Annotated in this window: 10 protein-coding genes and 1 pseudogene; 6 read left to right on the forward strand and 5 right to left on the reverse strand. The window is 72.1% G+C overall.

The window, feature by feature from the left end; translation table 11 throughout:
- Positions 1-28: 28 nt before the first annotated feature.
- Positions 29-1246, forward strand: a complete 1218-nt coding sequence (locus ACYQ8Q_RS38310; protein WP_460071287.1) for an MBL fold metallo-hydrolase — start codon at positions 29-31, stop codon at positions 1244-1246.
- Positions 1247-1325: 79 nt separating this feature from the next.
- Here the strand turns inward: ACYQ8Q_RS38310 and ACYQ8Q_RS38315 are convergent, their stop codons facing one another.
- The 5 genes and pseudogenes from ACYQ8Q_RS38315 to ACYQ8Q_RS38335 all read right to left on the reverse strand — a co-directional run.
- Positions 1326-2222 (reverse strand): DMT family transporter, encoded by an 897-nt coding sequence (locus ACYQ8Q_RS38315; RefSeq protein WP_460073658.1) that lies wholly within the window; start codon positions 2220-2222, stop codon positions 1326-1328.
- Positions 2215-3444, reverse strand: a complete 1230-nt coding sequence (locus tag ACYQ8Q_RS38320; protein ID WP_460071288.1) for a cytochrome P450 — start codon at positions 3442-3444, stop codon at positions 2215-2217. Before ACYQ8Q_RS38320 ends, ACYQ8Q_RS38315 begins: the two co-directional genes overlap by 8 nt.
- A 24-nt stretch (positions 3445-3468) precedes the next feature.
- Positions 3469-4383 (reverse strand): ATP-grasp domain-containing protein, encoded by a 915-nt coding sequence (locus ACYQ8Q_RS38325; RefSeq protein WP_460071289.1) that lies wholly within the window; start codon positions 4381-4383, stop codon positions 3469-3471.
- Between the two features lie 263 nt (positions 4384-4646).
- Positions 4647-7217 carry an FxSxx-COOH system tetratricopeptide repeat protein gene (gene fxsT / locus ACYQ8Q_RS38330; RefSeq protein ID WP_460073659.1) on the reverse strand — a complete coding sequence of 857 codons (2571 nt, stop codon included), beginning with the start codon at positions 7215-7217 and terminating at the stop codon, positions 4647-4649.
- A 192-nt stretch (positions 7218-7409) separates the two neighbouring features.
- Positions 7410-7616 (reverse strand): annotated as a pseudogene (locus tag ACYQ8Q_RS38335) (hypothetical protein); the annotation flags it as partial.
- 233 nt (positions 7617-7849) lie between these two features.
- On the opposite strand from ACYQ8Q_RS38335, the gene ACYQ8Q_RS38340 reads away from it, so the two are divergent.
- The 5 genes from ACYQ8Q_RS38340 (at position 7850) to ACYQ8Q_RS38360 (ending at position 13099) form a co-directional block, all read left to right on the forward strand.
- A complete protein-coding gene (locus ACYQ8Q_RS38340) occupies positions 7850-8275 on the forward strand; it encodes a hypothetical protein (protein ID WP_460071291.1) in 426 nt (141 codons plus the stop codon).
- Between the two features lie 415 nt (positions 8276-8690).
- Positions 8691-11585, forward strand: a complete 2895-nt coding sequence (locus tag ACYQ8Q_RS38345) for a sensor histidine kinase (protein WP_460071292.1) — start codon at positions 8691-8693, stop codon at positions 11583-11585.
- Positions 11586-11644: 59 nt separating this feature from the next.
- Entirely contained in the window at positions 11645-12079 is a 435-nt protein-coding gene (locus ACYQ8Q_RS38350; protein WP_460071293.1) for a roadblock/LC7 domain-containing protein, read from the forward strand.
- Positions 12080-12081: 2 nt separating this feature from the next.
- Positions 12082-12453, forward strand: a complete 372-nt coding sequence (locus tag ACYQ8Q_RS38355) for a DUF742 domain-containing protein (RefSeq protein ID WP_359279256.1) — start codon at positions 12082-12084, stop codon at positions 12451-12453.
- Positions 12431-13099, forward strand: a complete 669-nt coding sequence (locus ACYQ8Q_RS38360) for a GTP-binding protein (RefSeq protein ID WP_460071294.1) — start codon at positions 12431-12433, stop codon at positions 13097-13099. The genes ACYQ8Q_RS38355 and ACYQ8Q_RS38360 overlap by 23 nt, the downstream gene beginning before the upstream one ends.
- The last annotated feature ends 4 nt before the right edge of the window (positions 13100-13103 follow it).

Here is a 13103-nt window from a genome sequence, read left to right on the forward strand (position 1 = left end):
TGCCTCAGCGACCCCACCTGGAGGTACCGTGTCCGGTTTCCGTTCCCTGAGCTCCGGGCTCCGCGCACTGCAGCCCGAGGGCTTCGGCGCGGACCCGAGCGGTGAGCGCATGGCGCGCATCCGCAGATCCCCCCACTTCAAGGACGGGGTCTTCCAGAACCCCGGCGGCTCCACCCGGATCCGTCCCTCGGCTTCGGCGCTGGACTTCGCCAAGGTCTACTTCGACAAGGAGCAGCGGCCCCGCCGCGCCCCCTCCGGCACGGTCCCGGTGCACCCCACGACCCTCGCCGACCTCGCCGAGCCGCCCGCCACGGGGCTCAGAGTGACCTGGATGGGCCATTCCAGCGTCCTCGCCGAGATCGACGGGCACCGGGTGCTGTTCGATCCCGTCTGGGGCGAGCGCTGCTCCCCGTTCTCCTTCGTCGGACCCAAGCGGCTGCACCCGGTTCCACTGCCGCTGGCCGCGCTGGGCCCGGTCGACGTGGTCGTCATCTCGCACGACCACTACGACCACCTGGACCTGCCTTCCATCAAGGCGCTGGCCGGCACGGACACCCTGTTCGCGGTGCCGCTCGGCGTCGGCGCCCATCTGGAGCACTGGGGCGTCTCGGCGGACCGGCTGCGCGAGCTGGACTGGCACGAGGCGACCAAGGTCGGCGGCCTCACCCTCACCGCCACCCCGGCCCGCCACTTCTGCGGCCGCGGCCTGCGCAACACCCAGCACACCCTGTGGGCCTCCTGGGTGGTCGCCGGCGAGGAGCACCGCATCTACCACAGCGGCGACACCGGCTACTTCGAGGGCTTCCGGGACATCGGCGCCGACCACGGCCCGTTCGACGTCACGATGATCCAGATCGGTGCCTACTCGGACTTCTGGCCCGACATCCACATGACGCCGGAGGAGGGCGTGCGCGCCCACCTCGACCTCCAGGGCGGCGCGCCGGGCGGTGTCCTGCTGCCGATCCACTGGGGCACCTTCAATCTCGCCACGCACGCGTGGGCGGAGCCCGGGCAGTGGACCAAGGACGCGGGCGAGGCGACCGGCCAGCCCGTCGCGACCCCGCGTCCCGGCGAGCCCTTCGAACCCGCGGGCGCGCTCCCCACGGACGCGTGGTGGACGGCGGTCTCCCGTCCGATCGCCCGACCGTGGCGCACGGCCGAGCCGGGCACGGACGCCGTCGAGTCCGGGACCCGGAACGGCGCCGCCGAGGACGGCGAGGCTCCCGAAGCGGTTCCGGCGGGCTGATCGGGAGAACGACGGGGCGCGGCGCGCGGCCAGGTCGGGATCGTGACCGCAGGGGCCCGGCGATCGGTCGGGGGAGCGCTCAGCGGTCTCTGCCGGTTGCGGCGATCCACCAGCCGGCCGAGACCAGTGCCATGCCCGCCACCCCGTTCCAGGTCACGGTTTCGCCCAGCAACAGCGCACCGACCGGAATCCCCACACAGGGCATCACGAAGGTGACGGACGATGCCCGGGCCGCCCCCCACTCCATGACCAGGCGTGTGTTCCACACATAGGCGATCCCGGTGCCCGCTCCGCCCAGGACGACCACGGCCAGCCAGGACCCGGGAGCGGGCCGGGGCAGGGGAGTGGCGAGCCAGGGCGTGGCGGCCAGCATCAGGGCGGCGCCCGCCAGCACGTAGGAGCTCGAGATCGTGGTGACCGACGCCGTGCGCAGGGCGGCGCAGTGATGCAGATAGGTGAAGCCCAGGGCGTAGCAGCAGGCGGCGGCGAGACAGGCCGCGAAGGAGACCCAGTCGTGAGGCGCGCCGACGAGCCGCCAGGGGGCGCCGATCACCGCCACGCCGGCAAAGCTGATGACCAGCCCTAAACCGCGCGGAGACGCCCCGGAGCGACTCGTCCTCGCGAGGGAGACGAGCAGCGCCGTCAGCAAGGGGGTGGTGGCGTTGAGCACGATCGCCACATGGGAGGGCACTCCCCGCTCGGCCAGGGCGTACAGCGTGAACGGCACGACGCACAGCAGCGCGGCCAGTACGTACGCGTGTCCCCACAGGCGGGGCGCGAGCAGGACGGGCTGCCCGCTGACGAGGCCCCACACGAGCAGGACGCAGGCCCCGAGGACCAGGCGGCACCACACGATCTGCACGGCGGTGAAGTCCGTGAGGGCGAAGGCGATCAGTGCGAAGGACGAGCCCCATGTCAGGGACAGCAGGGCGAACTGGGCGGGCAGACGGCGGGCTGTGCGGGGCGGGCTAGACAGGGTCGGTGTTCCAGGTGGTGAGCAGGAACTCGAGACCGCCGGTCACGGTCCCGTCGGCGAGAACGTGGCGCTGAGCCGGATGAGCCTTGGCGAGTCCCGGAAAGCGGGCGAGTACCGACAGATAGGCGGCGAGCTCGACCCGGGCGAGCGAGGCGCCCAGGCAGTAGAACGTGCCGTGCCCGAAGGCGATGTGCGGATTGGGGTGACGGCGGATGTCGAAGCGGGCCGCCCCGGGGAAGACGCGTTCGTCCCGGTTGGCCGACTGGAAGGACAGGACGATCAGGTCGCCCTCTCGGATCGACGCCTGGGGCAGGGGTATGTCGGAGTGGGCGTAGCGCGGGATCCAGCTGCCGCCGGGAACCGCCACCCGGCAGATCTCCTCCACCGCTCCGGGGATCAGGGCCGGATCGCCGGTGAGCGCGCGGAGCTGCTCGGGATGGTCGAGCAGGTACGCGGTCCCGTACACGATGCGGGTGGCCACGGTGTCGTACCCGGCGAGGAACACGTCCAGGATCGCCTCAGCCTGCTCCTCCCGGCGCAGTGCCCGCCCTTCCTGCGGCGCGAGCGCGAGGTCACCGAGGAGACCTCCGTCCGCCGCCCGGCCCGGTGGGCCGGTCCGAGCGGTGTTCAGAAGTTCGTCCACTCGCCGCCTGAGCGCACCGCGACGGGTCGCCGCCTGTTGGCTCATCCCGTGTGAGCGGGCGGCGTCGGACCAGGAGAGCAGGGCGGGTCTGAGAGCCGGCGGCAGCCCCAGCAGGTCGCAGATGACCGCGGCGGCGAACGGCTGGGCCAGCCCCGTGCGCACCTCCATCGGTGGTCCTTCGGCGAGCCGGTCGGCCACGATGCCCGCGAGGAGGCCCTCGATGTGCGGGCGGAGCCGGTCGATCCGTCTGCCGCTGAAATGGCGGGAAAGGGTGTGCCGCCAACGGGTGTGGAAGGCGAACTCGTCCGCGTGACCGCTCTGCGGTTCCATGAGGGCCGCGTCCCACAGCCGTGGAGCCCGGGCGGGGTCGGCGTGGGTCTTGCCCACCCGGGGATCGCTGCACATGCCCCGCACACCCTCGTGGCTGGTCACCAGCCACGCGCTGTCCCCCATCGACGTGGGGACACGGTCGATGCCCGGTCCGGCACGCAGTGCGGAGAACCGCGCGGGTTCCCCCAGGTGCGCGGGGCAGCGAAAGGGGAGGGCGGCATCCTCGTACGACTCCTCGGCCGTGCTCACCGGCGCCTCCCCCTGGCCGTTCCGTCAGATCGTTTCCGCCACTTGCCGTTCCCTCTGCTCACTCGCCCGTGCGGCCCTGTCGAGGATGCCCCGGGACACGGCGGGCAGGGACCCCGGATGCACGGCGAGGAAGAGGTTCGGCTCGACGAGCTCGAGTTCCATGACGACGGGCCGCCCCTGCTCGTCGTCCACGAGGTCGACCCGCGCGTAGAACAGCTGCTCTCCGCCCGGGACCACCGCCAGCGCCCGGCCGGCCACGTCGATCTCCTCCTGGATGGGGTTCCACGGCTGCAGACCCGGGTGGGCGACCTTGCGATGGTCGAACGGGACCTCCGGCGCCAGTACCGCCTGCTTCCTGATGGCGTGCAGAAAGCCTCCGCCGAAGAAGACGAGGGCACGTTCGCCGGCGGAGTCGATCGCCGTCATGTACGGCTGGACCATGGCGGTGAGGCCCTCGTCGTGCATCCGGCGGATGTGGCGTACGGCCGTCTCGTGGTCGGTCGGCTGATAGCGGGCCGCGTAGCGCGCACCCGCTCCGACGGCGGGCTTCACGACGAACTCGTGCCCGGGCAGGACGGGGTCGGCGCCCGGCGCGACGTAGTGGGTCCGGACCACCGGCACACCGGCGTCCGCCAGCCGTGAGAGGTAGTACTTGTCGGCGCTCCAGTGCACCACCGGGGGCGGATTGAGAAGGGTCGTCATCGAACTGGCCCTTTCCACCCACGCCATGTACTCCTCGGACCGCCAGGTGTAGTCCCACGTCGACCTGATCACCGCGAGATCGAAAGTGTTCCAGGCGACGTCCGGGTCGTCCCAGTTGACTGAAACCGTTTCCGCGGATTCGGTGTTCAGTGCCGCGAGAAGCATCGGCATGTCGTGATCCACGTTGATCTCCGGACGTGGTTCGGTGGTGACCAACGCGATCCTGACAACTGGCATGACCCATTCCTCACTCGGGACGACGTGTTGCGAGGGCACGTTACAGCGAGTGTTTGCCGTTCCTGGAACCGGTTTGGGGCGGAGCGTTCCCCGTGTTAATAGAGGTGCCGGAAAGGGATGGACTTCCCGAGTTCTCCGGTTCATCCTCCCGGGAGGATCTTAAGTTGACGCCCCGGCAATGTTAGAAGGAACGGGTCCTGTTGGCTATTGCTGTGACCATTTCTGGCGGAATTCAAGCCACTTCCCTTCGGTCGGTGGCATGGTCATGATTTTCCGGTCCGAGTGAGTCGCTCGGTGATCCTTCTCAGAAGATCCACGGCATTTCTCGTTTCGGGGTGATCGTCTCCGAGGGCCTGGCGATAGCGCAGGACCGTCTCTTTCTGGAGGGTCACCGCGCGGTCGAGTTCGTCCAGACGGTGCAGGATCTCGCAGAGCGCCTGGGCGGCGCGCAGACTCTGCGGATGGGCGGCGCCCAGGACCTGCCGGCACCGGGTGAGCGTCGCCTCCTGCAGGACCAGCGCCGGCTGCAGCCGCCCCAGCTCACGCAGGATCGTGGCGAAGGACACCGCCGCGCGCAGCGTGTACGGGTGGTCTTCGCCGAAGGTGTGCCGGCAGCGTTCCAGGGTGTCCTCGTCCAGGGCCTGCGCCTCAGCGTACTCGCCCAGGGCGATCAGGTCCGCTGCCAGGTGGTTCGCCGAACGCAGGGTGTCGGGATGGTCGTTTCCAAGGACCCGCCGATAGCGGGCCAGGGTGTCCTCGTGGAGCCGCTTGGCCTTGTCGTGGTGACCGAGGGCGCCGAGGTCGACCGCCAGATGGTTGGCGGAGTGCAGTGAGTGCGGGTGGTCCTCGCCGAGCACCTTGCGATAGGAGAGCAGCGTGGCTTCCTGCAGCGACCTGGCCGCGGCGTACTGGCCGAGCAGCCGTAGGTTGATGGCCGAACCGTGAGCCAGGCGGAGTGTGTCGGTGTGTTCACGGCCCAGGACCCGCCGGTAGCGCGGCAGCGCGTCGTCGTAGAGCAGCCGGGCCTCCTCGTACCGCCCCAGCTCGCGCAGGGCCCGGGCCAGACATCGGGTCACCCAGAGCACATGGACGTCGTCGGGTCCGAGATCCCGCAGCCATGCCGCGCGGAGGGCCTCGCCGAGCCGCGCTGCGGCGTCCGCGTCCCCGCGTTCGATCAGGTACCACGAGGTGTCGCAGGACAGCGCCCGTAGCCGCGGATCGGTCGGAACGGTCGGTTCCACACTGAGCAGGTGCGGGACGACGCGCGCCCAGTCCTGCCAGGTGGCCGGGTCCTCGGGATCGCCCGGGCGATTGGCGACCAGCAGGGCGCGCGCATGGCGGCGCACCCGCTCACGGGTGCGGGGCGCCAGCAGATCGCGGATCACCCCCTGGACGAGCCGGTGCAGACGGACGCCGTCGCGGTTGCTCTTCGCCAGACCGAACCGGACCGCCGTTCCGATGGCCCGGCGCAGCAGCATTTCGTCGCCCGCGACCCTCGCCAGCGGCGCCAGGACCTCGTCGTCCCCCGCGGTGATGTCGTCCACGGCCATGAGCCACCGCACCGGGATGGACTCGGGTGCGAGGAGGGCGCACACCCGGACCGCGGCCAGTCCCACTGGGTCCGCCTGGGCGAGCTGATCGAGGCTCAGTCCGATCACCGCGGCCAACGAGCGCGCGTAGTCCCCCGCCTCGCCCTCGTTCAGGAGGGCGGCGGGATGGGTGTGCAGCAGATGCAGGTAGTCCCCCACTTCCGTCGCGGTCTCGGCCAGGAAGCCGCCTGCCTGGCACAGGGCCAGCGGAAGGTAGTCCAGTTCCTCGGCGAGCGACTCCGCCTCGCTCCGGCTGAGCTCGGGGCAGTGGGTCTTGAGCAGGGCGACGGACTCGGACTCGCCCATCACCTCGACCTGCACGGTCGTCGCGACACGCTCCCAGCCGCCGGCCCGCGAGGTGATCAGCACATGCCCGGGCCCACCGGGTAACCACTCCGACACCGCGGCCCTTTCCTCGGCGTTGTCGAAGATGATCAGCCAGCGGTCCCGGCCCCGCAGATGCGACTTCGCGACAGCCGCGGCCGTCGTCGTGTCGGTGCCCTGCTCCACCAGTCCCAGTTCGACCGCGAGCGCGGCGATCTGCTCACCGACGAGCGGCGGGTCTTCGGCCGCGATCCACCAGACCAGGTCGTATCCGTCGGAATGACGGTGCGCGTACTCCACGGCGATCTGTGTCTTGCCCACTCCGCCCGGCCCGCGCAGGGTCTGGACCGTGGAGGGGCTCCCCTGGGAGAACCGTTCGCGGACGCCGCGCAGGATGATCTCCCGGCCGGTGAACTCGGGATTGCGCGGTTCGAGGTTCCAGATCGTGGGCAGCGCTCCCGCCACCCGCTCTCTGGGGGCGGGGAGTGCCGGAGGCTGCTCCGCCCTGTCGGCCCGGATGAGGATCGCGGCCTCCGCGGCGGGTGCGGATCGCGGCAGCGGTTCGCCGGCCGGGGCCGGGGGCGGCAGGGAACCGAGAGAGGAGACCAGCTGCCGCGCGTCCAGGGTGACGGCATGGTCGGCGCCGAGCGCCTTCACGCACTCGTCGACCAGATGCCCTGCGGCCGACGTCGCGTCGGCGTGACGGTCCTGGGCGATCAGCACCTCGACGATGCCGCGCCGGGCGCGCACCTCCGTGTGCACATCGGACCAGGACGACTCCCGCTGCAACTCGATCACGGTCGCGTACACCGCTTCCGCCGCCGCCCAGTGGCCCTGGCCCTGCAGCGTCGCGCCCACCGCGGTCAACGCCCGGGCGGCCTCGTCCAGGGTGCGGCCCTGGAGCCGCAGACGTGCGCGCACCTGGGACAGTTGTTCCTCAAGATCGCTGATTCTTCTTTTCGCCTGAGCGAACTGCTGCGGATGGTGAGTCTCGTGTTCCTCGGCCGGTTCATTGACCTTGTATTGAACCGCCAGTCGATTCCAGGCGTTCTCCCATGCCCGCCTCTCGTCCGGTCCGGCTCCGCACAGCTCGACGAAGGTCAGCAGAAAGGCTTTGCTCGGGAACCTCCGGCCGCGCAGCACCTCGCCCAGAGTGGTCCGGGGGAGGGACCGTCCTTTTCCCAGGGCACCGGCGGCTTTCTCGAGATCCCGGTACGAAGGGCTGTCGGCTCTCGCGCGGAGCATCCGGAGAAAACGCGCGAGCTCCTCTTTGCTGCCCGCCGACGAAGGGTCGACGCGACCCTCTGTCCCCTGATCCATTGAGCTCCCCCGACTTCAGGGCCGCTGTCCGGCGGCGTCCCAAAACGTCCTCAGGATAGGTGTCCCAAGCCAAGCCGGGACAGCGGTTGTCCCAAGTTGGTGGCCCGCCGTCCCGGGCAGGTTTTCTCCGAGCCGGGTTTCAACTGGCTTTGGCCTGATCAATGGTGGGACACCGGATGGCCTGCTGTGATGAAACGACTGGAACGTTCCGCTGGTTTGCAAGGAGGAAATCGGTGACCCAGACCTCCAGGCTCCGGTCCCGGGCTCGCATGGTGATGCGCCTCGTGCGGTCCGCTGTCGGGGGCACGGACGCCTCACAGCCCCTCCCGCCGCACGGCGACCTGGCCGTGTTCCTCGGTGCCCTCGCCGGTGCCGGGGCGGGTCTCGTCATGACGTTTCTGGGGGCCTCGCCGGTGGACGCAAGCGGCTTCGGCCTGGGCACGGCGGCGGCTGTCGTTCGGCTGCTGGCCGGGCCGGTCCGTATCGACGGGGACTCGGCGACGTCGTCGGCGGAGGACGCCGGGGGAGGGGGACGGGCGCCGTCGCGCACCCCCCTCCACGGAGTGCCTCCGCAGAGGTCCGGCGCCGACGCGCCCCGTTGCTCCGCCTGCGGCCGACGGCACGGCGACGTGGACACCGCGACGGGTGAGGACCCTTGATGGATCGTTGCGGCCGGTCCGGAAGTCGAGGCCAATGCCGATACTTAGCGTGATGTTCGGCAGGCTGCAGCTGAGGGTGGCGGGGGTCCGGAAGCGGACCCGCCGGGCCGGATGGAAGGGTGGTGACGCGAGGCGGCGAGGGTCGGGGGCGGGGAACCCCTCGGCCCTCGCTGTCCGTTCGGGACCGGCTCTGAACAGTTGTGATCGACTGCTTCACTGTCCGCGCCGGGCCTGGAGTCAGGGCCTCGGTCTCTTGTGCGAGGCTTCATACCAGAGCGGGACGTTCCCCGGGGGAGTTTGTCAACTGCCCGCCGCACATGATGCCTTGGTGACTACTGTGAGTGGCCGATGGCGTATGCCCGCCTTGCGTACCCGCGCCAGAAAACAGGCCCACGGACCCAGTACGAGGACACCGATGTCTCACCTCCGCGCACCCGTCGCACGTGCAGACCGCCGTGAGGGCGGGCGGCACGGACGCCCGGTGGCCCCCCGCACCGCCCCCGTGCCGGCCGAGACGCATCTGAGGCCCCAGCTGCTGCGGCTCGCCGTGCTGCCGCCGACCGCCGTCGCGCTCAGCGCCTGCGCGGTCGTCCTGTTCACCGTGCGCTCCACCGGCACCCGGCCCGGCCCCGTCCTGTGGGCCGTCCTGGCCGGCGCGGTGGCGGTCACCGGCGTCGGCATCCTGGTCGCGGCCGTCGCCGCCGACCGCGCCGCCCGCTCCGTGGGCGACCGCGTCGCCGCCCTGCGCCGCAGCAGCGCGCGCGGCGAGGCCGACCTGCGCGCGCTCGTCGAGTCGCTGCGCCGCGGCGAGGCCCCGGAGCGGCGCAAGTCGCGCGGCGGGCCGCCCGGCGACGCCGACGACTTCGAGCTGCTCGCCGCCGACCTCGCCCGCGCCCACTCGGGCGCCGTCACGGCCGTCGTCCAGGCCTCCCGGCTGTCCAGCCAGGCCGGCAGCGAACAGAAGCTGGAGGTCTTCGTCAACCTCGCGCGGCGGCTTCAGTCCCTCGTGCACCGCGAGATCTCGATCCTCGACGAGCTGGAGAACGAGATCGAGGACCCCGAGCTGCTCAAGGGCCTCTTCCACGTCGACCACCTCGCCACCCGCATCCGCCGCCACGCCGAGAACCTCGCCGTCCTCGGCGGGGCCGTCTCCCGGCGGCAGTGGAGCAACCCCGTGTCCATGACCGAGGTACTGCGCTCCGCCATCGCCGAGGTCGAGCAGTACTCCCGGGTCAAGCTCGTCCCGCCGATCGACGGCGAGCTGCGCGGGCACGCCGTCGCCGACGTCATCCATCTCCTGGCCGAACTCGTCGAGAACGCCACCGTGTTCTCCGCGCCGCACACCCAGGTGCTGCTGCGCGCCACCCTGTGCACCTCCGGGCTCGCCGTCGAGGTCGAGGACCGCGGCCTCGGCCTGCCCGTCGAGGAGCAGGCCCGGATGAACGCGCTGCTCGCCGACCCCGACCAGGTCAACGTCGGCCGTCTGCTGGCCGACGGCCGGATCGGCCTGTACGTCGTCTCCCAGCTCGCCCGTCGGCACGGCATCCGGGTCCGTCTCCAGTCCAACATCTACGGCGGTGTCCAGGCCGTTCTCGTGGTCCCACAGGCCCTGCTGGGAGGCGCGGCCGGGGCCGTCGTACCGGCACGGGACCCTCTCGCCCCGGACCCCGCCCCCACCCCTGCCCCCGACCACCGACAGGCGGCTGCCCCGACCACCGCCGCCCCGGCCGCGATCGCCACCCCCTCGCGCCAACTGCCCCGCCAGGGCACGGACACCGGACGCCGTCCGGCGGGGCCGGGCGCCGGGGCGGTTCCGCGGCAGGGGGAGGACACGGGCGGCTGGGAGCGACTTCCGGTGCCCCCAGGGCCACGGCACCCGGGCGGCACAGGGCGCCCTCCGGTTCCGCCACGGCAACAGAGCACGCGCGGCACGCAGCGGCTTCCGGTTCCGCCACCACCGCAGAACACCGCGGCCACGACGAGCCACCCGCTCACCGCACCGCCCCCGCAGAACACCCGTGACACCGACGGCTCCCGCGTACCGACCCGGCGCCATGGAGGCACCGGCGGGGGTGCCTCGACCACGTCCCCGCACCCGGGGTCTGTCACCGGAGCACCCCGCCCGACCGAGCCCGTGTCGCTCACCCCCACCGGAGAAGGCACGCCCAGCGTCACCGGTGTCGGTGAAGCCGCGCTCACGTCGTCGTCCGAGGCCGCGCCCGACCACGGTCGGGATTCCGGTTCCCCCGGCGGTCCCGGACCCTTGCCCGTGCGGGGGGAGCGGCACGATCGGCCCAATCCCGCCGAGGCCGTGCCCGGGATCCGGCGGGCCGACCGGCGGGTCGTGGAGGAGAACGCGGGCATCGCGCCCGTCCCGCGCTCGGGTGCCGTGCGCGGCACCATGGGCAAGCCGCGACTGCCCCGGCGCCGCGCCCAGGAGCACATCGTGCCCCAGCTGCGCGGCGGCCCGGTCCCCCGTCCGGACGCCGAGCAGCCCGCCGGGCACGACCCCGGTCTGATGGCCGCCTTCCAGCGCGGCATCGGTCTCGCCGAGGCCCAGCAGAGCCTGGAGTCGGAGGTGCTGGAGTCGGCCGTACCGCTCCCGGAGTGGGAGCCCCTGGAACGCAGTGCCTACCCGGCGCCCGGCCCCTTCGACCGGCCCCGAACACCGCCCCCGGCCGCCGCGGCCCCGGACAGGCCCACCGCCCCGCCTCACGGGTCTGCTGCCTGGACCCCGGCAACCGCCCCGGACCCGTCCGCCACCGGGATCCCGGCGAGCGCCCCGGACAGGTCCGCCGCGTCACCCCGCCAGACGGCCGCCGGGGTCCCGGCAACCGCCCCGGAGTCACCGCGCGTGGCCCCGCCCGTCGGGCCTGTCGCGTTCCCCGTGGCCGCCCCGGACGGGTCCGCCGTGTCACCCCACGGGGCGGCCGCCGGGGTCCCGGCAACCGCCCCGGAATCACCGCGCGTGGCCCCGCCCGTCGGGCCTGTCGCGTTCCCCGTGGCCGCCCCGGACGGGTCCGCCGTGTCACCCCGCCAGACGGCCGCCGGGGTCCCGGTGAGCGCCCCGGACAGGTCTGCCGTGTCACCCCACCGGACGGCCGTCCCGGAATCACCTCGCGTCGCTGCGGCCGTCCCGGTCACACCCCCCGCCGCCCCGCCCCGGATAGCCGACGTGTCCTTCGTGCACGCCTCCGGTGATCCCCGGGCGTACGGCGTGCGGGACGGGACGGCCGGGGCCGCGCAGGTCTCCGATCACGGTTCCGACCACCCCACCCCCCGGCACGACGGGAGCGCCTCCGCCGGATGAGCCGTACCCCCACCCCCAGCGCTCCCGCAGACCTTCGTACCCCAAGGAGTCGATCCACCATGGCGAGCGACGCGCCGACCGGCCAGGCATCCGATCTCGACTGGCTGATGAGCGGCCTCGTGCAGCGCGTGCCCCACACCAGCAGCGCCGTACTGCTGTCCTGCGACGGACTGGTGAAATCGGTCCACGGTCTCGACGCCGACAGCGCCGACCACATGGCCGCCCTGGCCTCCGGCCTGTACTCCCTCGGCCGCAGCGCGGGCGTCCGCTTCGGCGACGGCGGGGACGTACGCCAGGTCGTCGTCGAACTCGACGCGACGCTGCTGTTCGTCACCACCGCCGGCTCCGGGACCTGTCTCGCCGTGCTCGCCGGACGGGAGGCCGACGCCGCCGTCCTCGGCTACGAGATGGCCATGCTGGTGAAGAGCGTGCGGCCGTACCTGACGACCGCGCCCCGGCAGTACGCCGTCGATGCGTCGGTGACGGGAACTTGAGCGTGGCGGCGGCCGGCGACGGGCCCTGGCTCGACGACGCGGCCGGGCGGCTGGTGCGCCCCTTCACGGTCAGCAACGGGCGCACCGAGCCCACCGTCGCCCTCGACCTCATGTCCCAGGTGATGGCCACCGGAGCGAGACCCCTCGGCTATCTCGGCCCCGAGCACGCACAGGCCCTCGACCTGTGCCGGGCCCCGGTCCCGGTCGCCGAGGTCGCCGCCCATCTGAAGCTGCCGGCGGCGGTCACCAAGGTCCTCCTGTCGGACCTAGTCGACTGCGGGGCCCTGACCACCAAGCCCCCCGAGTTCCACCACAACCCCACCGACCGGGCCCTACTGGAGGCAGTGCTCGATGGACTACGACGACAGCTCTGAGAGCGACGGGTACGACGCGTACGACGCGCGAACGACGTACGAGCGCTACGACGAAGGCCGCGGCGACCCCTTTCCGACCGCCCTGAAGATCCTGGTCGCGGGCGGCTTCGGCGTCGGCAAGACCACCTTCGTGGGCGCCGTGAGCGAGATCGCCCCGCTCAGCACCGAGGAGCTGCTCACCACGGTCGGCGCCACGACCGACAACCTCGACGGCATCGAGAACAAGGTCGAGACGACCGTCGCCATGGACTTCGGCCGCATCAGCCTGGACCCGCGGCATGTGCTGTACCTGTTCGGCACGCCCGGACAGGAGCGGTTCTGGTTCATGTGGGACGAGCTGTCCGAGGGCGCCCTCGGCGCGGTCGTCCTCGCCGACACCCGCCGCCTCGAGGAGTGCTTCGCGGCCGTCGACTTCTTCGAGGAGCGCGGCCTGGGCTTCATCGTCGCCGTCAACGAGTTCGACGGCGCCCACCACTACGACCCCGAGGAGGTGCGCGCCGCCATCGACCTCGACCCGGACATCCCCATCGTGCGCTGCGACGCCCGGATCTCCGCCTCCGGCGTGCAGACCCTGCTCACCCTCGTCCGGCACCTCATCGCCCACGCACCGGGGGCACCCCAGCCGAGCCGCGGCGCCACCATGTGACCCC

The organism is Streptomyces sp. YKOK-I1, from assembly GCF_054660435.1.

Bases quoted from the DNA above. Each gene is read 5' to 3' on its own strand.
- ACYQ8Q_RS38350 (WP_460071293.1), top strand. From the start codon at position 11,645: ATGGCGAGCGACGCGCCGACCGGCCAGGCATCCGATCTCGACTGGCTG.
- ACYQ8Q_RS38325 (WP_460071289.1), bottom strand. From the start codon at position 4,383: ATGCCAGTTGTCAGGATCGCGTTGGTCACCACCGAACCACGTCCGGAG.
- ACYQ8Q_RS38360 (WP_460071294.1), top strand. From the start codon at position 12,431: ATGGACTACGACGACAGCTCTGAGAGCGACGGGTACGACGCGTACGAC.
- ACYQ8Q_RS38345 (WP_460071292.1), top strand. From the start codon at position 8,691: ATGTCTCACCTCCGCGCACCCGTCGCACGTGCAGACCGCCGTGAGGGC.